Annotated in this window: 18 protein-coding genes; 5 read left to right on the forward strand and 13 right to left on the reverse strand. The window is 74.8% G+C overall.

The features are described 5' to 3' along the window. The first annotated feature begins 279 nt into the window (after window positions 1-279). Complete coding sequence (locus B446_RS30640) at window positions 280-894, forward strand: TetR/AcrR family transcriptional regulator (protein WP_020943324.1); 615 nt, start codon at window positions 280-282, stop codon at window positions 892-894. Window positions 895-1,032: 138 nt separating this feature from the next. Here the strand turns inward: B446_RS30640 and B446_RS30645 are convergent, their stop codons facing one another. From B446_RS30645 to B446_RS37535, 3 genes are all read right to left on the reverse strand, one after another. Continuing rightward, the gene (locus tag B446_RS30645) at window positions 1,033-2,079 is read right to left on the reverse strand and encodes a DUF2510 domain-containing protein (RefSeq protein ID WP_020943325.1); all 1,047 of its coding nucleotides are present in this window, start codon (window positions 2,077-2,079) and stop codon (window positions 1,033-1,035) included. Between the two features lie 97 nt (window positions 2,080-2,176). Beyond that, window positions 2,177-3,337 carry an anhydro-N-acetylmuramic acid kinase gene (locus tag B446_RS30650; protein ID WP_020943326.1) on the reverse strand — a complete coding sequence of 387 codons (1,161 nt, stop codon included), beginning with the start codon at window positions 3,335-3,337 and terminating at the stop codon, window positions 2,177-2,179. Continuing rightward, window positions 3,328-4,749, reverse strand: coding sequence for an MFS transporter (locus B446_RS37535; RefSeq protein ID WP_234967655.1), 1,422 nt, complete (start codon window positions 4,747-4,749; stop codon window positions 3,328-3,330). The genes B446_RS30650 and B446_RS37535 overlap by 10 nt, the downstream gene beginning before the upstream one ends. A gap of 333 nt (window positions 4,750-5,082) precedes the next feature. Between B446_RS37535 and B446_RS30660 the strand changes: the two genes are divergently transcribed. Then, complete coding sequence (locus B446_RS30660; RefSeq protein WP_020943328.1) at window positions 5,083-7,767, forward strand: ATP-binding protein; 2,685 nt, start codon at window positions 5,083-5,085, stop codon at window positions 7,765-7,767. 270 nt (window positions 7,768-8,037) lie between these two features. Here the strand turns inward: B446_RS30660 and pcaD are convergent, their stop codons facing one another. Genes pcaD through B446_RS30690 form a run of 7 tightly spaced genes read right to left on the reverse strand, consistent with a single transcriptional unit; the run spans window position 8,038 to window position 13,440 of the window. Beyond that, window positions 8,038-9,159: a 3-oxoadipate enol-lactonase gene (gene pcaD, locus B446_RS30665; RefSeq protein WP_020943329.1), complete on the reverse strand. Its 1,122-nt coding sequence runs from the start codon at window positions 9,157-9,159 to the stop codon at window positions 8,038-8,040. Further along, window positions 9,156-10,514: a 3-carboxy-cis,cis-muconate cycloisomerase gene (gene pcaB, locus B446_RS30670; RefSeq protein ID WP_020943330.1), complete on the reverse strand. Its 1,359-nt coding sequence runs from the start codon at window positions 10,512-10,514 to the stop codon at window positions 9,156-9,158. Before pcaB ends, pcaD begins: the two co-directional genes overlap by 4 nt. After that, window positions 10,511-11,113: a protocatechuate 3,4-dioxygenase subunit alpha gene (pcaG, locus tag B446_RS30675; RefSeq protein ID WP_020943331.1), complete on the reverse strand. Its 603-nt coding sequence runs from the start codon at window positions 11,111-11,113 to the stop codon at window positions 10,511-10,513. Before pcaG ends, pcaB begins: the two co-directional genes overlap by 4 nt. Then, entirely contained in the window at window positions 11,110-11,895 is a 786-nt protein-coding gene (pcaH, locus tag B446_RS30680) for a protocatechuate 3,4-dioxygenase subunit beta (RefSeq protein WP_020943332.1), read from the reverse strand. Before pcaH ends, pcaG begins: the two co-directional genes overlap by 4 nt. Window positions 11,896-11,912: 17 nt before the next feature. Then, on the reverse strand, window positions 11,913-12,044 hold the full coding sequence (locus B446_RS40840; protein ID WP_268825420.1) for a hypothetical protein: 132 nt from the start codon (window positions 12,042-12,044) through the stop codon (window positions 11,913-11,915). Further along, complete coding sequence (locus B446_RS30685; RefSeq protein ID WP_020943333.1) at window positions 12,041-12,685, reverse strand: CoA transferase subunit B; 645 nt, start codon at window positions 12,683-12,685, stop codon at window positions 12,041-12,043. Before B446_RS30685 ends, B446_RS40840 begins: the two co-directional genes overlap by 4 nt. After that, window positions 12,685-13,440, reverse strand: coding sequence for a CoA transferase subunit A (locus tag B446_RS30690; protein WP_020943334.1), 756 nt, complete (start codon window positions 13,438-13,440; stop codon window positions 12,685-12,687). Before B446_RS30690 ends, B446_RS30685 begins: the two co-directional genes overlap by 1 nt. 194 nt (window positions 13,441-13,634) lie before the next feature. Here B446_RS30690 and B446_RS30695 point away from each other — a divergent pair, with 194 nt between their 5' ends. Then, window positions 13,635-14,105, forward strand: a complete 471-nt coding sequence (locus tag B446_RS30695) for a MarR family winged helix-turn-helix transcriptional regulator (RefSeq protein WP_020943335.1) — start codon at window positions 13,635-13,637, stop codon at window positions 14,103-14,105. Between the two features lie 32 nt (window positions 14,106-14,137). Here the strand turns inward: B446_RS30695 and B446_RS30700 are convergent, their stop codons facing one another. Further along, on the reverse strand, window positions 14,138-15,136 hold the full coding sequence (locus tag B446_RS30700; protein WP_043479428.1) for a DUF3048 domain-containing protein: 999 nt from the start codon (window positions 15,134-15,136) through the stop codon (window positions 14,138-14,140). Window positions 15,137-15,408: 272 nt separating this feature from the next. Here B446_RS30700 and B446_RS30705 point away from each other — a divergent pair, with 272 nt between their 5' ends. After that, entirely contained in the window at window positions 15,409-16,599 is a 1,191-nt protein-coding gene (locus B446_RS30705; RefSeq protein WP_020943337.1) for a zinc-dependent alcohol dehydrogenase, read from the forward strand. Window positions 16,600-16,650: 51 nt separating this feature from the next. On the opposite strand, the gene B446_RS30710 is transcribed toward B446_RS30705, so the two are convergent. Then, the gene (locus B446_RS30710) at window positions 16,651-17,715 is read right to left on the reverse strand and encodes an ATP-dependent DNA ligase (protein WP_020943338.1); all 1,065 of its coding nucleotides are present in this window, start codon (window positions 17,713-17,715) and stop codon (window positions 16,651-16,653) included. Between the two features lie 74 nt (window positions 17,716-17,789). On the opposite strand from B446_RS30710, the gene ligD reads away from it, so the two are divergent. Further along, window positions 17,790-18,833, forward strand: a complete 1,044-nt coding sequence (gene ligD / locus B446_RS30715) for a non-homologous end-joining DNA ligase (protein ID WP_020943339.1) — start codon at window positions 17,790-17,792, stop codon at window positions 18,831-18,833. Between the two features lie 3 nt (window positions 18,834-18,836). Here the strand turns inward: ligD and B446_RS30720 are convergent, their stop codons facing one another. Next, window positions 18,837-20,966 (reverse strand): hypothetical protein, encoded by a 2,130-nt coding sequence (locus tag B446_RS30720; protein ID WP_020943340.1) that lies wholly within the window; start codon window positions 20,964-20,966, stop codon window positions 18,837-18,839. Between the last annotated feature and the right edge of the window lie 65 nt (window positions 20,967-21,031).

Below are 21,031 nucleotides of genomic sequence, written 5' to 3' on the forward strand. Positions count from 1 at the left end.
GCGTGGTGGTGCGGTGATTCGTGGTGGTGCGGTGGTGCGTGGTGACGCCGGTCGGTGGTACGCGGGGTGGTGCTCGTGGGTCCCGGGGCCGGGGCCCCGAGTCATCGATACGTCCGCGTACCGATACGACAGTGTACCGATACGAGAGTGTACCGATACGCTCGAGTACCGGTACACTTGCGTATCGATTGGATTGCGACACACTGGAGACAGCGTTCCGGGGCGACCTTGAACGGATCTTTCTTCCGTGGGCCCGGCACGAGTGAGGAGAGTCAGCGCATGACGTCGCAGGCAGCGGACGGACCCGAGACGGTCGCCGCTTCGCGCCGCTCCAAGATCACGCCGGAGCGTGAGCGGGAGTTCTTCGACGCCGTGCTGGAGCAGATCCGCGAGTGCGGCTACGACTCCGTGACCATGGAGGGCGTCGCCGCGACCACCCGGTGCAGCAAGTCCACGCTCTACCGTCAGTGGCGGACCAAGCCCCAGTTCGTCGCGGCCGCGCTGCGCGCCAACCGCAAGGTCCGCTTCGCCGGCATCGACACCGGCTCGCTCGCCGAGGACCTGCGGCAGGCCGCGCGGGCCGCGGGCGACTGGTCCAAGAAGGACGCCCGGCTCATGCAGGCGCTGGGCCACGCGGTGACCGCCGACCAGGAACTGGCGCAGGCGCTGCGCGAGGCACTGGTGCTGCCCGAGATCGCCGCGCTGCAGGCGATCCTGGAGCGGGGCGTGGAGCGCGGCGAGGTGCCCGCCGGGCATCCCGCGCTGGAGCACATCCCGGCCATGATGTTCGGCGTCCTGCGGGTGCGGCCGGTCCTGAGCGGCCACTACGCCGACGCCGACTACCTCGTCCGGTTCGTGGAGGCCACCGTGCTGCCCGCACTGGGCCTGACCTGAAGACCCAGGCCGCCGTTCACGGGATGACTGAACGGTGACCTGACCGCGCCGCACCGTGGGGACGGGGGCGGCGCACACCCCCCGGCCGGGTGGGGCTCCTCTTGAGCGGAGAGGAGTCCCACCCGGCCGGCACTCGTCTCAGACGTTCTGGCCGTCGCCGCCGCCCGACGAGACCCTGACGCCCTTCAGGATCTCGTCGAGGACGGACACCTTCTGGCCGACGTCCAGGCCGAAGCGGATCACGACGAGCTGCTTGGCCTCGTTCGGCGAGGGGAACGCGACCGACTCGACGTAGCCGTCGGCGCCCTTGCTGGTGACCGCCTTCCAGCGCACCAGGTAGCCCTTCTGCCCGGCCACCGTCACCGCCTTCGAGGCCAGCACCTCGTGCGAGGTGATGCTGCCGTAGCTGCTGCCGCCGTAGGACTCCTTGGCGTTGGCCGCGATGTCCGCCTTGGCCACCGCCTCGGCCGTGTCGCCCTTCGTGCCGAGCACGACGGCGGGCGCGCTGTAGGCGCCGCCCGCGGTGCACGTCTGGGCGCTGTTGCCGGGGCACTTGTAGGAGTCGTCGGAGGACACCTGCGCGCCGACGCGCATCGCCTGGCCGGTCCAGCCGTCCGGCACGGGCAGGCTGATCCCGTTCGCCGGATCGGGCACCGTGCCGCCCCCCTTGATCTTGGGCGCGGCGGACTGCCCGGGCGACGGCGACCCACCCGGCCCGCCGGGCCCGCCCGAGCCGCCGTCGGGTCCGCCCGGGCCGCCGTTCCGGCCGCCGGGCCCCTGCCGGGAGGAGCCCGCGCGGTCGCCGTCACCGTGCCCGCCGTAGCCGAAGAGGACGGCCACGCCGACGCCGATGCAGGCCAGGACCGCCACCGCCGCGGCCACGGCTATGCCGGTGCGCAGACCGCGCCGGGGGGCGGCCGGGGGGTGGGCGGGATAGGGAGCGTAGCCCTGGTGGCCCTGCTGATGGACCGCGTGGTCCTGGTAGCCCGGCTGGGCCGGGTACACCGGGGGAGCCAGCGGCGCGCCGGCGGCCGTGGGCTGCGGCGGGGGACCCCATGTGGCGGCCGTCCCGGCGGGGCGGGTCTGGTCCGTCCAGGCCTTGCCGTCCCACCAGCGCTCGGTGGGCGGACCGTCATTCTTCTGCCCGGGATCGGGGTACCACCCGGGAGGAGTCACCTGCGTCATGGTCCCACCGTATGAGGCGTCGGTGAAAGCGGTATGAGAAGGTGCGCGGCAGGCCGTCACGAACCTCGCTCAACGGGCAAACCGGCGCCGGTTTTCCTCACTCCTCCCCGGTCACCACCACCAGCCGGCGCGGTGCGCCGTCCGTCCCCCGGGGTGCGGGCAGGCCGTCCCGGCCCGGTGTCACCGAGCCGAGCACGCTCGGCCGGCGGGCGCCCGTGGCCCGTGGGTCGGTGCCGGGCAGGCCGTGGGCGGTCAGGAAGCCGAGCACCGCGAAGGCGTACGCCTCCTTGGCCGCGGCGGGCAGGCCCAGGTCGTCCGAGGTGAGCAGCCCGGTCGGCGCCAGCAGCCGCCGCAGCTCGGACATGAGCACCGGGTTGCGGGTGCCGCCGCCGGAGGCGACCACCTCCGTGGCACCCACCGACCGCACCGCGTCCGCGACCGTCCGCGCCGTGAGCGCGGTGAGCGTCGCCAGCACGTCCGGCGCCGGCAGGCCGTCCACCCCGGCCGCCCGCAGGTACCCGGGGTGGAACAGCTCCTTGCCGGTCGTCTTGGGCGGCCGCAGCGCGTAGTACGGCTCGGCGAGCAGCCGGTCGAGCAGCGGCCGGTGCGGCCGGCCCCGCGCGGCCAGCTCCCCGCCCGCGTCGTAGGCCAGCCGTCCGCCGCTGTACTCCCGGGCCGCGGCGTCGAGCAGCGCACAGCCCGGGCCGGTGTCGAAGGCGGTGCCGTCCGGGGCGGTCAGATTGGCGATGCCGCCGATGTTCAGCGCGACCGGCGTGCCCGGCCGGCCCCGCAGCCACAGCAGGTCCACGAGGCTCACCAGGGGTGCGCCCTGGCCGCCGGCCGCGACGTCCCGGGCGCGGAAGTCGGAGACCACCGGCAGCCCGGTCGCCTCGGCGATCCAGGCGGGCTGCCCGAGCTGGAGTGTTCCGTGCACCCGGCCGCCGTCGGCCCAGTGGTAGACCGTCTGCCCGTGTGAGGCCACCAGCTCCGCGCCCTTCGCGCACAGTTCCCGGTTCGCTCGACGGGCGGCGGCGGCGAACGCCTGCCCGATCCGGGTGTCCAGGCGGCACACCTCGGCGAGCGGGACGGAGGCGGGCGGCAGCGCCGCCGCGAGCGCCTCGCGCAGCCCGTCGTCGTACGGCGCGCTCACCATGCCCAGCGGCCGCAGCACCAGTGTGTCGCCGTCCGGCCGCAGATCCGCGGCCGCCGCGTCGACCGCGTCGTACGACGTCCCCGACATCAGCCCGATCACCCGCACCGCTCGGACCTCCCTCTCCGTAGCGCCCGCCGGCTCCCGCTCGCTCCACCGCTTCTCCCTCCACCGGGCGCCCCGGCGCGCGTGCCTGCCCGCCACGGCCCCCGCGCCAGCACCAGCGCGCTGACCGCGCAGGCCGCCGCCGCGTAGTAGGCGGGCACGTCCGCGTCGCCGGTCCGCCGCACCGCCTCGGTGATGATCAGCCCGGCGCATCCCGAGAACACCGCGTTGGACAGGGAGTAGGCGAGCCCGAGCCCCGTCCAGCGCACCCGCGCCGGGAACATCTCGGCGAGCAGCGCGGGCCCGGGTCCCGCCATCAGCCCGACCACCGCGCCCGCGGCGGCCGTGGCCGCGCCCTTCGCCGCGGCGGACGTCCCGTCGTCCTGGAGGAGACGGAGCAGCGGGACCGCCAGTGCGGTCACCAGCACCGCCCCCGTCAGCATCACCGGCCGCCGTCCGACCCGGTCGCTGAGCAGGCCCGCCGGGAGGATCGCCGCGGCGAAGCCGAGGTCGGCCGGCACGGTGGCGAGCAGCGCCTGCCGGACGTCCGCGTGCAGCGCGACCTGAAGGTACGAGGGGAGGACGACCAGGAACGTGTATCCGGCCGCCGACCACCCCATCACCCGCCCGACGGCCGTCAGCACCACCCGCACGCCGACCCCGGCACCGCCCGGTGGCCCGCCGGCCAGGCCGTCCCGGCTCCGGGTGCCGGTCCCCGCATCGCCCGGCGGTCCGCCGCCCCGGCCCCACGCAGCGACCCCCGCGCCGCCCCGCGGGCCGCCGTCCTCGCCGGCCCCGGCCCGGGGTGTCTCGTCGAGGCCCACGCGCAGCCACAGCGCCACCAGGCCCAGCGGCAGCGCCAGCAGGAACGGCAGTCTCCAGCCCCATTCGGCCAGTTGGGCCGGCGTGAGCAAGGTGGCCGTCGCCGTCGCGACTCCCGCGCCCGCCAGCAGGCCCAGCGCGACCGTGAACGACTGCCACGCGCCGTACAGTCCGCGCCGCCCGGGCGTCGCGGACTCCGTCATCAGCGCGACCGCGCCGCCGAACTCGCCGCCCGCCGACAGGCCCTGCAACGCGCGCAGCAGCGTCAGCAGCCAGGGCGCCGCCGCACCCGCCGTGGCGTAGGTGGGCAGCAAGCCGATCAGCGCGGTCGACGCCGTCATCAGCGTGATCACACCGATCAGCACCGGCCGCCGCCCCGTCCGGTCGCCGAGCGTGCCGAACAGGGCCGCCCCGAGGGGCCGGAAGAAGAACGCCAGCGCGAACGCGGCGTACGTCCGCACCAGCGCCTCCGCCGCGCCGCCGCCGGCCGGGGTGAAGAACCGGTCGGCCAGCACGGTGGCCAGGAAGCCGTAGACGCCGAACTCGTACCACTCGACGAGATTGCCCACCGAGCCCGCCGCCACCGCGCGCACGGCACGCGCCCGTGCCCGTGCCCGCGAACCGGCGTCGCCGCGCGCGCCCCGGCCCTCGGCGTACTCCGCGGACTCCACCGGCCTCCCGTGCTTCGCGCACTCCCCGTCCTCCCCGTGCCCCCCGTACTCCACGTCCTCGGAAATCGGCCTGGCTCCCACCTTGTTGACGGTCCGTCGGTCGCGTACCGGCTGGCCGGGCGGTGAGCGCGTCGCCCCGCCGCTTCCTCTTTCACCCGGCGGGGCAACACCTGTCCCGACCAGCCACCACACATCCCACCCGACGGCTAGGCTCGGGGTCTGTACGTCATTCGGGCGACCTGGGGAGGTAACGGGATGACGGAGGGACGGCCGTCGGCGGCCGGCTCGGCTTCCCTGTGGGAGCGGGACGCCGAGATCGCCACCGTCACCGCGGCACTCGACGGCCTGTGCGCCGACCGGACGTCCGCGGGGAACCTGCTGGTCTTCCGGGGCGAGGCAGGGCTCGGCAAGACCGCGCTGCTGGCCGAGACCCGCCGCATCGCCGAGCGCCGCGGCTGCGCCGTGTGGTCCGCGCGCGGCGGCGAGACCCTGAGGTCCGTCCCGTTCAACGTCGTACGCCAGCTGCTGCAGCCCGCGCTCATGTCGCTGCTGCCGGAGGAGGCCCGCGAGTACCTCGGCGACTGGTACGATATCGCCGGACCCGCCCTCGGCATAGTGGACCCCGCAGGGGGCAGCGCCGACCCGCAGTACGTGTGCGACGGACTCGTCGCGGCCGTGCGCCGGCTCGCCCGCCGCGAATGGCCGCTGGTCCTGCTGGTCGACGACGCGCACTGGGCCGACCAGGAGACCCTGCGCTGGCTCGCCGCGTTCGCCGAACGCCTGGACGACCTGCCCGTGCTGGTCGTGGTCGCGCGGCGCCCCGGCGAGGTGAACGGCGAGAGCGCCCGCCTCCTGGAGGCGGTGGCCGCCGCGGCCGGCCGCCCCGTCAACAACCTCAGCGCCCTCACCCCGGACGCCACCGCCGGACTCACCCGCGCCACCGTGGGGCGGCAGGCCGACGACCCGTTCTGCCGCGAGGTCTGGGCCGTCACCGGCGGCAACCCGTACGACACCGTCGAGCTCCTCGCCAAGGTGCAGGACAGGGAGGTCCAGCCGGTCGAGGCCAGGGCCGCCGAACTGCGCGCGCTGAACCGCTCCGCCCGCGGCGGCGGACTCGTCGACCGGCTCAAGGGCCTCGGCATCGAGGCCACCCGGTTCGCCTGGGCGGCCGCGATCCTGGGCACCGGCATCTCCGTCGACATGGTCGCCCGGCTCGCCAGCATGCCCGCCGGCACCGCCGAGCGCTGCGCGGAACTGCTGTGCACCGCCCGTATCCTCACCGAACCCGACCCCACGGTCGCCGGTGAGGCGGACACCGGCGACCTGGAGTTCGTCCACCCGCTGATCGCCTCCGCCGTCTACGACTCGATCCCGCCCGGTGTCTGCACCGCCATGCACGGCATCGCCGCCCAGATCGTCACCGAGAGCGGGCGTGGCGCCGCCGAGGCGTCCCGGCACCTGCTGAAGGTGCATCCGGACGACGACGAGGAACTCGTCGAGCAGCTGCGCGAGGCGGCCCGCGAACACCTCGCCGTCGGCGCGCCGGACGCGGCCCGCCGCTGCCTGGAGCGTGCCCTGCGCGAGCCGCCCCGGCCCGAGGTGCACGCCCGGGTGCTCTACGAACTCGGCCGGGCCACCCTGCTGACCGCGCCCGCCGTCACCGTCGAGCACCTGCAGAACGCGCTCGCGCTGTCCGGCCTCGGTGCCGACGAGCGGGTCGACGCCGTGGTCCGGCTCTCCCAGGCGCTGATCCACAACGACCAGCTGGAGGAGGCGGTCCGCACCGTCGAGGCCGAGGCGGCCCGGCACACGGCGGGCCCGGTCAAACTGCGGCTGCACGCCGTGCAGTTCATGTGGGAGGGCATCCACGGCGAGACCGTCTCCCCGGAACGCTCCCGCCGCCTGGCCGAACTCGCCGCCACCTGCACCGGCCGGGACAACTCCGAGCGCGCCCTGCTGATCCTGCGCGGCTTCGACGCGATGACCCACGGCGAGAACGCCGAGGAGGTCCTGCAGCTCTGCGACCGCGCCCTCGTCAACGGGCGGCTCGCGCCCGGCCTCGGCTGGACCGACGGGGAGTGGGGCATCGAACTGCTGATGATGCTCGGCAGCGCCTACACCTACGCCGACCGGCTCGACCGTGCCGAGAGCCTCTTCGCCGAGGCCCTGCGCGCCTACACCGGGGCCGGCTGGCGCGGCGGTCACCTCTCCCTGGCCAACGCCTTCCTCGGCCTCGCCTACCGCAGGCAGGGGCGGCTCAAGGACGCCGAGTCCACCCTGCGCGAGGCGCTGGCCCTGGCCGAGCGGGTCGGCCGCGGACTGCCCCTGTACTGGTCGGCGACCTGCGGCCTCGTCGACACCCTGCTGGCCCGCGGCCAGACCGGCGAGGCCTGGTCGATAGCCGAGCAGTACGGCTTCGCCCCGCCGTATCCGTCCACCATCGTGCTGCCCGACATCCGTTCCGTGCGCGGGCGGCTGCTGATCGCGGTCGGCCGCACCGAGGAGGGCATCAACGAACTGGAGGCCGCCGAGAAGACGGCCGTCTCGCGCGGCGGGCACAACCCGGTCCTCGCGCCCTGGTCCGTCGACCTGGCCAGGGCCCTCGCCGGCCAGGACCCCGCCCGGGCGGCCCGGCTCGCCGCCGACGCCCGCCGGCAGGCCGAGCGGTTCGGCACCGACACCGCCATCGGTGAGGCGCTGCGTTGCGCGGCCGCCCTGGAGACCGGCCAGCGGGCGGTCGGCCTGGCCGCCCAGGCCGTCGCCTACCTGGAGGCCTCGCCCTGCCAGTACGAGCACGCGGCGGCCCGGGTCGAGTACGGCATCGTCACGCGCTCGACGACCGAGCTCAACCGCGGCCTGGCGCTGGCCCGTTCATGCGGCGCCGACGGCCTCGCGGCACAGGCCCGGGAGGTGCTGGAGACGGGCCGGGGACTGCACTAGCCGGGACGGCCGCCGAGCACCGGAGGACGGCGCGTCCCAGCTCGGCGCGTCCCAGCTCGGCGCACCCAGGGCGGTGCGCCCGAGGACCCGTACCCCAAGGGATGAGCGGCGCCCGCCCAGCCGTCGTCCACGGCCACCGCCCGGCGCCCTCAGCCACCGCCCGCCGCCCTTGGCTGCCGCTCGTCGTCCAACGGCGGCCGCCGGTCATCCGCGGCCACCACCCCCCATGGCCACCGCCCGCCGCCGACGGCCACCTCTCGACCTCCCCGGCTACCGTTCGTCCTCCTCGGCGAGCACCCGCTGGGCCGTCGCGAAGGCCGAGTTGGCCGCGGGCACCCCGCAGTACACGGCGGTCTGCAGCAGCACCGCGCCGATCTCGTCCGGGCTCAGCCCGTTGCGCCGCGCCGCCCTGACGTGCAGGGCCAGCTCCTCGTAGTGGCCGTGGGCGGCCAGCGCGGTCAGCGTGATCATGCTGCGCTCGCGGCGCGAGAGCGTCGGGTCCGTCCAGATCTCGCCCCAGGCGTAGCGGGAGATGAAGTCCTGGAAGCGCGCGGTGAACGGGGTCTGCCGGGCCTGCGCCCGGTCCACGTGGGCGTCGCCGAGCACCTCCCGGCGCACCGCCGTCCCGCTCGCCGGCGGCCCGTCCAGCTGGGTGCGCAGCGCGGTGAGCACGGCCCGCGGGCACTGCGCGGGCGCGAGGTGGGAGGCCCCGGGCAGCTCCACGAGCGCCGCGCCCGGCACCGCGTCCGCGATCTCCCGCAGATGCGCGGGCGGCGTCGCGGGGTCCTGGCGTCCCGCGACCAGCAGGGTCGGAACGGTGATGCCGGCGAGCCGGTCCCGCAGGTCGAAGGCGGCCAGCGCGTCGCAGCAGGCGGCGTACGCCTCAGGGTCGGCCTCCCGGAGGTCGCGCAGCAGCCGGGGCACGGTGAAGCCGGGGGTGAACCAGCGTGCCTCGGCGCTCTCCAGCAGCCACTGCATGCCCTCCCGGCGCACCCGTTCGGCCCGCTCCCGCCAGGGCGCCGCACCGCCGAAGTGGGCGGAGGCGCACACCACGGCCAGCGAGGTGAGCCGTTCGGGGTGGTGCGCGGCCAGGTGCAGGCCGACCGCGCCGCCCAGGGACACGCCCGCGTAGGCGAACCGCTCGACGCCGAGCGCGTCGGCGAGCGCCAGCACCTGTGCGGCGAGATCGCCGACGGTGGCGCCCGGCCCGATCAGCCCGGCCGCGGACCCGCCGTGCCCCGGCAGGTCCCAGCGCACCACCCGGTGGCCCGCGGACAGTTCAAGGGCGACCCCGTCCCACAGCGCGAGCGAGGTGCCGAGCGAGGGTCCGAGCAGCAGCGGGGGAGCGGAGGCCGGGCCTTCCGCCAGGTGGTTGAGGAGGGTCGCGGTCAAGGTCGCTCCAGGGCGCGGTCGGTGAGGGCACCGGCGAAGCCGGTGTAGCGGGCGGGGTCCGTCAGCTCGGTCAGGTCGACGCCCCTCAGTCCGGGCTGCTCGGCGAGGAGTTCGTACAGCGACCGGTCCTCGTCGTGGGCCCGGCGGGTGAGTTCGGTGAGGAGTTCTCCGGCCCGGGCGCGGCCGAGGCGGGGGGCGAGGGCGGCGGACAGGCGCTCGGAGACGATCAGTCCCCGGGTGAGGTCCAGATCGCGCCGCATGGCCGCCGTGTCCACCCGCAGATCCTCGGTGAGTTCGGCCGCGTCGCGGGCGGCTCCGCCGACCAGCCGGAGCAGGTCGCGCAGCGGCTCCCACTCGGCGTGCCAGGCCCCGGCCGGGCGTTCGTCCCCGGCGGCGAGACAGCCGTACAGGACGGCCGCGAGCTGCGGGGCGCGCCGGGCGGCGGCCGCGACGAGGGTGGAGCGCACCGGGTTCGTCTTGTGCGGCATGGCCGACGAGCCGCCGCCGCTGCCCTCGGCGACCTCGCCGGTCTCGGTGCGCGACAGGGTCAGCACGTCCTCGGCGATCTTGCCCAGCGCGCCCGCCGTGAACGCGAGACAGCCGGCCAGGTCGGCGACCGGCGTCCGCAGGGTGTGCCACGGCAACGGCGGTGCGGCCAGGCCGACTTCCCGGGCGTACGCCTCGACCAGCGCGGCCGGGTCCGGGGCGCCGTACTCCCGGAACGCGGCCAGCGTGCCCGCGGCGCCGCCGAGTTGGGCGGGCAGGGCCCGGCGCACCCGGGTGATCCGGTCGCGTGCGTCGAGGACCAGGGCGCGCCATCCGGCGGCCTTGAGACCGAACGTGGTCGGCACCGCGTGCTGGGTGAGGGTGCGCCCCGGCATCGGGGTGTCCCGGTGGGCGGCGGCTAGGCGGGCGAGGGCGCGTTCGGTGCGGGCGAGGTCGGCCAGGACCGGCTCCAGGGTGCGCGAGGCAACCAGCATGACGGCCGTGTCCATGATGTCCTGGCTGGTCGCGCCCCGGTGCACCTGGGGCCGGTGCGGTTCGCCCACCGCCTCGGTGAGCTCGGCGACGAGCGGGATGACGGGGTTGCCGCCGGCGCGGGCGCGTCCCGCGAGCAAACGGACGTCGAAACGGGCCGGATCGGCCGCGCGGGTCACCGCCTCGGCGGCCTCGGCGGGGGCCAGGCCCAGTGCGGCCTGGGCGCGGGTCAGGGCGGCCTCGGCGTCGAGCAGGGCCGTGAGGAAGGCGGTGTCGCCGGTCGCCTGCGCGGCCGGGGCACCGGCCCAGCCGGGGCCGAGCAGGCTGTCGCCGTCGCCGTCCGCCGGCGTCTCGTGCCCGGCGCGCGGGGCGGTCACCGGTACTCCAGGAAGACCGTCTCGGCCTCGCCCTGGAGCCGGATGTCGAAACGGTAGGTGCCGCCGCCCTCGTCGCGGGCGATCAGCGTGTCACGCCGGTCGCCCACCCGGCCGAGCAGCGGGTCGGCGGCGAGGGCCGCCTCGTCGCCGGGCAGGTAGATCCGGGTGAACAGGTGGACGAGCAGGCCGCGCGCGAAGACGCAGACGCTCAGGTACGGGGCGCTGCCCCCGCGTGCTCCCGGCCGCAGGGTGCGCGCGTACCAGTGGCCGTCCGTGTCCGTCCGGCTCCGGCCCCAGCCGGTGAACTCCACGCCGTTGCGGCCCGGATGGCCGCCGGTCGCCGGGTCCCGGCGCATGGAGCCGTCCACCCGTGGGACGGTGCCGTCCGGGCGCGCTCCCCACAGCTCGACGAGGGCGTCCGGGAGCGGCCGGCCCTCGCCGTCGAGGACGTGGCCGTGCACGGTGACCGTGTCCGGGTGGCCCAGCGGTGCGACGTCCTCGCCGCCGCAGAACGGCAGTGCGTACCCGTAGAAGGGGCCGACGGTGTGGGAAGGGGTGGGCGGCGGGTGCTCCGTGCCGTTCGTGTCGGTGGTCGTCATGGCCGGTGTCGGCGTCCTTCCTCGATCCAGGTGGCGGCCGGGCCGTCCAGCACGATGTCCCAGCGGTAGCCGAGGGAGAACTCCGGTACCGACAGGTGGTGGTCGTAGACGGCGACCAGCCGCTGCCGGGCCGCGTCGTCGGTCACGGACTGCAGGATCGGGTCGTACGGGAAGAGCGGGTCGTTCGGAAAGTACATCTGCGTCACCAGCCGCTGGGTGAACGCCGTACCGAAGACCGAGAAGTGGATGTGGGCCGGGCGCCAGGCGTTGACGTGGTTGCGCCAGGGGTAGGGGCCGGGCTGGATGGTGGTGAAGCGGTAGCGGCCCTCGTCGTCGGTGAGGGTGCGGCCCGCGCCGGTGAAGTTCGGGTCCAGCGGGGCGTCGTGCTGCTCGCGCCGGTGGGCGTAGCGTCCGGCCGAGTTGGCCTGCCAGATCTCGACGAGCTGGCCGCGGACCGGGCGTCCGGAGCGGTCCAGGAGCCGTCCGGAGACGGTGATCCGCTCGCCGATGGGTTCGCCGGTGTGCTGCCGGGTGAGGTCGTTGTCGGTCTCGGTGAGGTCGCGCTCGCCGAAGGCGGGGGAGTGCAGCTCGACCAGTTCGGGGTCCTCGGTGGTGTCGATGGAGACCAGGGGCTGCTTCGGGTGGCGCAGCACGCAGGAGCGGTAGGGGGCGTAGTCGCGGCGCGGGTGGTGCTCGGCCGGCGCGCCGTCGGCGACCCGCCTCTCGTACGCCGCGTGCGCGGCCGCGATCTCCCGGTCGATGTCCTGCTGGGTGAGGGGCATGGGGGATTCCTGACGGTTCACGGGCGTTCGAGGGCGTAGGCGAGGGCGGGACTCCGGCCGACGCCCACGCCCGGGGTGGCCACGCCGGTGCCGGAGCCGCGGCGGGCGAACGGGGTGGTGACGGCGTCGACCACGTACACGCGGTTCACGGCACGTCCCGTCCGACGGTCAGTTCGGCGTCGGTCCTGACGACGACGTCCTCCACGCTCACGCCCGGCGCGGTCTCCACCAGGAGGAGTCCTTCGGCGGTGACGTCCAGCACCGCCAGGTCCGTGACGATCCGGTTCACGCACGCCTTGCCGGTGAGCGGCAGCGTGCACCGCTCAAGGATCTTCGGGGAGCCGTCCTTGGCGGTGTGCGTCATGACGACGACGACCGTGCGGGCGCCGTGCACCAGGTCCATGGCGCCGCCGATGCCCGTGACGAGCTTGCCCGGGACCGCCCAGTTGGCGAGGTCGCCGCCCGCGGACACCTGCATCGCGCCGAGGACGGCCACGTCGATGTGCCCGCCGCGGATCATCGCGAAGGACAGCGCCGAGTCGAAGAAGGAGGCGCCCGGCAGGACCGTCACGGTCTCCTTGCCGGCGTTGATCAGGTCGGGGTCGGCCTCGTCGTCGAGAGGGTACGGGCCCGTGCCCAGGATGCCGTTCTCCGACTCCAGGACCACCTCGACGCCCGGCGGCAGGTGGCCCGGGATCAGCGTCGGCAGGCCGATGCCGAGGTTGACGTACTGGCCGTCCCTCAGTTCGCGGGCCGCGCGGGCGGCCATCTCCTCACGTGTCCAGGCCATCAGGACCTCACCGTCCGCCGCTCGATCCTCTTGTCCGCCGCCTGCTCGGGGGTCAGTGCCACCACGCGCCGCACGAAGACGCCGGGCAGGTGCACCGCGTCGGGGTCGATCGCGCCGGGCTCGACCAGCTCCTCCACCTCGGCGATCGTGACGCGTCCGGCCATGGCGGCGAGGGGGTTGAAGTTCCGGGCGGCCCTGTTGAAGACGAGGTTGCCGTGCCGGTCGCCCCGGGCGGCGCGGACCAGCGCGAAGTCGGTGCGGATGCCGCGCTCCAGGACGTACGGTGTGCCGTCGAACTCGCGGGCCTCCTTGGGCGGTGAGGCGAGCGCGACCCCGCCGGAGCCGTCGTACCGCCACGGCAGTCCGCCCTCGGCGACCTGCGTGCCCACACCCGCCGGGGTGTAGAAGGCGGGGATGCCCGCGCCGCCCGCGCGCAGCCGCTCGGCCAGCGTGCCCTGCGGGATGAGCTCCACCTCCAGCTCGCCGGCCAGGTACTGCCGGGCGAACTCCTTGTTGGCGCCGATGTAGGAGCCGGTCACCCGGGCGATCCGGCCCGCGGCCAGCAGCACCGCCAGCCCGGTCCCCATCGCCCCGCAGTTGTTGGAGACCACGCCGAGGCCGCTCGTGCCGCGTTCGTACAGCGCCTGGATCAGCACGTTCGGCACACCGCTGAGCCCGAAGCCGCCGACCGCGAGGGACGCGCCGTCCGGCACGTCGGCCACCGCCTGCGCGGCGGTGGCGACCACCTTGTCCATCCGTGAGGCCTCGTCTCTGCAATTAATATCTCTGCGATTAATCAGTGCACTGAGTATGTCGTGAGGTGCCGCTCACGCTGCCACCGAGGCTCGTGCACCGTCAAGACCTGGTGTTATCCAGGTTTGGTGCCGCAGACACCGTTTCCGGTACGGGTATCGTTCAGTGCACCGATGAATCGACCAGGGGAGCGCACATGGCCGCCGTGGACCTCGCCACCCACCCCGGGCACCTGGCCCGGCGGCTCCAGCAGGCCCACTACCTGCTGTGGAACAGCATGGTCTCGGAGGAGATCACCTCACCCCAGTTCGCCGTGCTCAACGCGCTCGTCGCCGAGCCGGGCCTGGACCAGCGGACCGTGGGGGAGCGGGTGGGCCTGGACCGGTCGACCATCGCCGAGGTCGTCAGCCGGCTCGGCCGGCGCGGGCTGCTGGACAAGGTGCGCGATCCCCAGGACGGCCGCCGCTTCCTGCTCCGTCTCACCGACGAGGGGCAGCGCACCCACCGCAGGCTGACCGTGCGCACCGCCCGGATGAACCAGGTCTTCCTCGCCCCGCTCTCCGCCGACGAGCAGGCGCTCTTCTTCGGCCTGATCCGCCGGGTCGCCGACGCCGTGGAGGACCTGCGCCACCCCGCCGAGCCCGCGGCGGCCGTACCGGAGGGCTGAGACGGGGCCGAGGAGTCCGCGAGCGTGCCGCGTCAGGAGGGTGCCGCGGCGAACACCACCCACACCTGGCCGTCGGCGAAGTCCATCGGGCCGCCGCCCGCGGCCGTGAACGTCGTGCCGTCCGTCGCGCCCGGCCGGGACCAGGTGGCGTCGAAGGAGCGCCCGTCCCGCAGGACGACGGCCTTCCCGGAGCCGACCGTCTCGGTGTACGGCGTGTGGTTGCCGAGCCGGTCGTGATAGCGGGACGAGCGGACCTCCACGTACTGCACGACGACCGTCGGCGGCGCCAGCCGCTGTCCGCCGGTGGTGACCGCGGGCGTGCCGTCCATGGAGACCTGCCAGCCGCCCTGCCGCGCCGACCAGGTGAAGGCGAACCGGGCCGCCGGGTAGCGCACGGTCCGCGAGGCCGTGGGCCTGCCTCCGGCGGGCGCGGGACCGTACCGGAAGCCCGTGGTCAGCGCACCCCTGCCGGGAGCGGAGCGCAGGAGCCGGTCGGGGCGCAGGTACAGGTTGTGCGGCGCGGCCCGGCTGGTCCCGCGGTAGTAGGCGGCGGCCGCCTCGTCGGGCGACTCGGCCCGCAGCGGAGCCCGGTGGATCAGCGGCAGCAGCTTGCGCTGGGCCCCCGAGAAGGCCAGCGTCGGCTCGTCGAACTGGCGCAACAGCTCCAGGTCGGACTCGCGGGCGCTGCGCACGGGGCCGACCGACTTCGGCAGCCGGGTGGCGTACACCGCCATCAGCCGGCTCAGACCGCCCTCGACCTGCTCCGCGTAGACGACGTCCGCCGCATCGAGACCCGTCTGCGGGCGTGCCGCCGGGACGTTGTCGATCTTCACCGCGAGCGGGGAGCCGGACGCCCGCGAGGCGGACGGCGACGGCGTCGGCGACTGCGCGGGGGCCGCGCTGCGGTGCGGCGCGCGGCCGTCGTCGGACGGGCCGTGCCGGGAGCAGCCCGTCGCCGGTGAGAGCGTCATCAGGGCGGCGGCCAGTACCGCCACCGGCGCGATTCTTCGGGGACGCGCCCCGTGTCCCATGCCCACCGTGGTCACCCCGTTCGTATCCGTCGATCGTGTGTTTGTCGGGTCGTCGTAGGTCATACCCCGTCGGCCTTACCCGTTCGACGCGGATCGCGCGCGCCCGGTGGGCCGAACGGGGTGCGACGGGGGGCGGCCCGAGGGTCCGGGTGGGGCGGTCGTCGTGGCGGGGCGGTGGTTCACCGGGGCGCGCACGGGTACCCGGGCGCCACCGCAGACCGGGCGCGCCTGGGCGAATCGGCGCGCCACCGTGACCAAGGGAGCGCGACCCCATGAAGGCAGTCACCTGGCAGGGCAGGCGGGACGTGCGGGTGGAGGACGTGCCCGACCCGCGCATCGAGGAGCCCACCGACGCCGTCATCCGCATCACGTCCAGCGGACTGTGCGGTTCCGACCTCCACCTGTACGAGGTGCTCACCCCGTTCATGACCCCGGGTGACATCCTCGGCCACGAGCCCATGGGCATCGTCGAGGAGGTCGGACCCGGCGTCCCCGACCTGGCGGCGGGCGACCGCGTCGTCGTGCCGTTCCAGATCGCCTGCGGGAACTGCTGGATGTGCCTGACCGGGCTGCCCACCCAGTGCGAGACCACCCAGGTCACCGGCGAGGGCATGGGCGCCCCGCTGTTCGGCTACACCCGGCTGTACGGCGCCGTGCCCGGCGCGCAGGCCGAGTACCTGCGCGTCCCGCAGGCGCAGTTCGGGCCGATCAAGGTGCCCGAGGGCCCGCCCGACGACCGCTTCGTCTACCTCTCCGACGTCCTGCCCACCGCCTGGCAGGCCGTCGAGTACGCCTCCGTCCCGCCCGGCGGCAGCCTCGCCGTCCTCGGCCTCGGGCCGATCGGGGACATGGCCTGCCGCATCGCGCTGGCCCGGGGCGCCGAGCAGGTGTTCGGCGTGGACCTGGTGCCCGAGCGGCTCGCCCGGGCGAACCGGCGCGGGGTGCGCACCTACGACCTCCGGGCCTTCGACGACGAGAAGGAACTGGTCCGGGCGATCCACGACGAGACCAACGGCCGGGGCCCGGACGCCGTGATCGACGCCGTCGGCACCGAGGCGCACGGCAGCCACGCCGCCAAGCTCGCCCAGACGGCCTCCGCGATGCTGCCGCGCAAGATCAGCGGCCCTCTCGCCGAGCGCTTCAGCGTCGACCGGCTCGGCGCCCTGTACATGGCCATCGACCTGGTGCGGCGCGGCGGCACCATCTCGCTCAGCGGCGTGTACGGCGGCATGGCCGACCCGCTGCCCCTGCTCACCCTCTTCGACAAGCAGATCCAGCTGCGCATGGGCCAGGCGAACGTCCGCCGGTGGAGCGACGAGATCCTGCCCTACCTCACCGACGAGGACCCGCTCGGCGTCGACGACTTCGCCACGCACCGGCTGCCGCTCTCCGAGGCGCCGCACGCGTACGAGATGTTCCAGCGCAAGCAGGAGGGCGCGATCAAGATCCTCATGCAGCCCTGAGCCGGTCCTGAGCCCCCGTGAGCCGGCCGTGCGGGCCGTGCGGGCTTTCGCCTAGGTGCCCAGGATCTCGCCGAGGTCGTAGCGCACCGGCTCCTCCAGCTGGGTGTACGTGCAGCTCTCGGCCGTCCGGTCCGGGCGCCAGCGGCGGAAGCGCGCCGTGTGCCGGAAGCGGGCGCCGTTCTCCATGTGGTCGTAGGCCACCTCGGCGACCCGCTCCGGCCGCAGCGGCACCCACGACAGGTCCTTCTTGCCCGACCAGCGGCTCGGTGCCCCCGGCAGCCGGGCCGTCTCATGGGCCGCCTCCTCCCCCCAGGCCGCCCACGGATGCCCGCCCACGTCCTCCATCCGCAGCGGCTCCAGCTCCTCGATCAGCTCGGCGCGCCGCTTCATGGGGAAGGCCGCCGACACCCCCACGTGCTGCAGCGCGCCCCGGTCGTCGTACAGGCCGAGCAGCAGCGAACCGACCACCGGACCGCTCTTGTGGAACCGGTAGCCCGCCACCACGACGTCCGCCGTCCGCTCGTGCTTGATCTTGAACATGGCCCGCTCGTCCTGCAGATAGCGCAACGTCAGCGGCTTGGCGACGACCCCGTCGAGCCCGGCACCCTCGTACTGCTCGAACCACCGCCGCGCCAGCTCCGCGTCCGTCGTCGCCGGTGCCACGTGCACCGGCGCGCCCGCCCCCGACAACTCCCGCTCCAGCAGGGCCCGCCGCTCGGTGAGCGGGGCCTGCACCAGCGAGCGGTCGCCGAGCGCCAGCACGTCGAAGGCGACGAACGACGCCGGCGTCCGCTCGGCCAGCGTCCGCACCCGGGAGGCCGCCGGATGGATCCGCTCGGTCAGCGCGTCGAAGTCCAGCCGCCCCTCGCGGGCGATCACGATCTCCCCGTCCAGCACGCACCGCGTCGGCACCCGCTCCTTCAGCGCCGCGACCAGCTCGGGGAAGTACCTGGTCAGCGGCTTGCCGGTACGGCTGCCCAGCTCCACCTCGTCGCCGTCGCGGAACACGAGGGCCCGGAACCCGTCCCACTTGGCCTCGTAGTGCATGCCGGGCGGGATGCGCGCCACCGACTTGGCGAGCATGGGCTTCACAGGCGGCATCACCGGCAGATCCATGGCTCCGATTCTGCGCGCTCGGCCCGGCCGCCGCCCGGTGTGCGCACGGGGCAGGCTGCGCCTACCGTGGCCGCATGGGTGACGCGGTGGAACTGGAAGTGGCCGGCCGGACCGTACGCCTGTCCAGCCCGGACAAGGTCTTCTTCCCCGAGCGCGGCTTCACCAAGCTGGACCTGGCCCGGTACTACGCCGCCGTCGGCCCCGGCATCCTGCGCGCCCTGCGCGACCGCCCCACCACCCTCGAACGCCATCCGGACGGTGTCGGCGGCGAGTGGTTCTACCAGAAGCGCGCGCCCAAGGGCATGCCCGACTGGATCCCGACCGCCCACATCACCTTCCCCAGCGGCCGCAGCGCGGACGAGATGTGCCCCACGGAGGAGGCCGCCGTCGTGTGGGCCGCCCAGTACGGCACGCTCACCTTCCACCCCTGGCCGGTGCGCCGCACCGCGGTCGACCACCCCGACGAACTGCGCATCGACCTCGACCCGCAGCCCGGCACCGACTACGCCGACGCCGTCCGCGCCGCCCACGAACTGCGCGAGGTGCTGCACGAGTACGGCGGCCTGCGCGGCTGGCCGAAGACCTCCGGCGGCCGGGGCCTGCACGTCTTCGTCCCCATTCAACCGCGCTGGACCTTCACCCAGGTGCGGCGCGCCGCCATCGCGGTCGGCCGGGAGATGGAACGCCGGATGCCCGAGCAGGTCACCATCAAGTGGTGGAAGGAGGAACGCGGCGCACGCATCTTCCTCGACTACAACCAGACCGCCCGTGACCGCACCATCGCCTCCGCCTACTCCGTACGGCCCCGCCCGCACGCCCCCGTCTCCGCGCCCCTGCGCTGGGAGGAGGTCGGTGAGGCCGCTCCCCGCGACTTCGACCTCGCCACCATGCCGGCCCGCTTCGCCGAAGTCGGCGACGTGCACGCCGACATGGACGACCACGCCTACTCCCTGGAAGCGCTCCTGGAGCTGGCCAGCCGCGACGAACACGACCACGGCCTGGGCGACCTGCCCTACCCGCCGGAGTACCCGAAGATGCCGGGCGAACCGAAACGCGTCCAGCCGAGCCGCGCCCGCAGGGAGGGCACGGGCCGCGCCCGCACGGAGGGCACGGGCTGAGGTCTATCCGCCGGTCCCCGCCACGATCCGCCGGCAGTCCGCGAGCAGGGCCACGTCCGCGGCGACGTCGTAGCGCATGTTGCCTCGCGAGCCGCCGTTGTTGTTGTGGCGGCGCGGGGAGGCCAGTTCCGCGCGGATCAGAGGCAGGGCCGGTGCTGCGGCGGGTCCCATGGCGGTCAGGCAGGCGGCCATGGTGGGGCGCTCCGCCGGGGTGGCCGGCCACTGGTCGAGGAGCACGGGCAGGACGTCCTCGGGGTTGTCGGTGATCCGCCACAGGGCGACGGCCGAGCGGGCGGGGCTGTGGTCGGCCGCGATCAGTCCGCGCAGCCGCGGCGCGAGCGCGGCGCCCGCCGTACCGAGCGCCTCGGTCAGGCGTATCGCGGCGGACCACTGCCACCACGTCGGCGCCGACAGGGCGTCGTCCACCACCGGCAGCACCGCCTCCGCGTCGCCCGTCAGCGACCACAGGGCCTCGGCGACATGGATCCGGTGCCGGTCCGCGAGGGCGCCGTCCCGCCACAGCCGGCGCACGAGCGGGGCCGCCTCCGCCGCCAGGGAGCCGTACCGGGACAGAGCGGACAGCACCTCCTCCGTCGTGCGGACGTGTGCGGCGTCGCCCAGGACCCCGAGGAGCAGGGGCACCGACTCCTCGTGACCGAGGGCGGCCAGGGCCCGGACGAGGTGGTCCAGGCCGGTGCCCGGTGCGCGGGGGTCCAGCCCGGCGAGCCGGCCGTGCAGGACCGGGGCGAGCGGGGCCGCCGCCTCGGGGCCGAGTGCCTCGATCCACCGGGAGAGGCGCTCGGGTATCTCCACCACTTCCAGGACGTGGGTGAGCGCCGGCACGATCCGGTCGTCGCCCTGCAGGGCCAGCACCTCGAAGGCCATGCCGACGGCCAGCTCCCGGAACGGTGTGCCGGTCTCCGGCGGACGGCTGTCCCAGCTCTCCAGGTAGGCCGCCACCGCCCCGGACACCCGGTGTGCGGCGGGTGCCAGGTACCGCAGCTCGGACAGCACCTCCTTCTGCAGGCGCAGGTCGTCGTCGGCGAGCAGCCGGGCCAGCGCCAGCAGCGGCTCGTCGTCGGGGGCCCGCCAACCGGTGAGCAGCCGCCCCGCCACGCCGACGGCCTGTCTGCGCTGACGGCGGCTCGGGCTGCCCAACTGGCCCACCAGCAGCGGGAAGCGCACGTCGACACGGTCGCCCAGCGCCGTGTGCAGCTCGTCGACCAGCTCCGCCGTGCCGTCGAGGCCGAGGCTGCGGCGGTGCTCCTCCTCCAGCTCGCGCACATGGGAGATGAGGGTGTCGGTGTGCGGCCGTTCCGGCGCGGCCGGCGGCGGGCCCAGTCCGTCCGTCTCCCGGGCCAGCCGCAACACGTCCAGCGCGATGCCGGCCGCGTCCGGCGGGAGTGCGCCGGGCGCGCAGCGCGCCAGCCGGGCCAGGGCCGTCATCCGCAGCTGCGGATCGGGGGTCCCGGACACCAGGTCCCGCAGCACCCGCGCCGCCTCGGCACCCGGGCCGCCCGGATGCCGCAGGGCCAGGGTGCCCAGGGCGCGCGCCAGCGCTCTCGCGGCACCGGGGTCGGTCTCGGCCGGCACGCGGTCGCACAGGGCGCCGAACACCAGCGCCGGATCCGGGTGCAGCCGGGCGAGCGCACCCGGTGCGGCGGCGCGCACCCCCGGATCCGGGTCGTCGAGCAGCCCGAGGAAGGTTCCGGCGCGCTCGCGGACCATGTCGCGCGCCACGAAGAAGTGTCTCTGCCACTCCTCGTGCCGGTCCTCGTCGAACTCCCCGGCGAACGCGTCCCCGTCGGGGCCGCCGTCATCCCCCTCGTCGCCCACGGGCCCCTCGTCCTCCTCCGAGGCGTGCGCGATGCTGCACAGCAGGCCGATCACCGCGCCCCGGTCGCCGGCCGACGGATGCGCGATCAGCTCGAACAGGAAGGGGACGCACGCCACCGTGCTGTCGTAGACGTCCCCCTGGTGGTGCACGGCTCCGTACATGCCGTCCAGCGCGATCTCCCGGCGCTCCGGATCGTCCGACGCCAGCCCCCACAGCAACTCCGGCACATCGGTCGCCGACTTCGTGTACGCGTGTCCCATCGACGCCCAGTCGACGTCGTCGATCCCCCTGAACACCCTGCCTCCCCGTGGTCCGTGGCGCCCGTCCCGCCACTGGTCACAGAATGCAGCACGGCACTGAC

The sequence above is a fragment of the Streptomyces collinus Tu 365 genome (assembly GCF_000444875.1).
Lineage (GTDB): Bacteria > Actinomycetota > Actinomycetes > Streptomycetales > Streptomycetaceae > Streptomyces > Streptomyces collinus_A.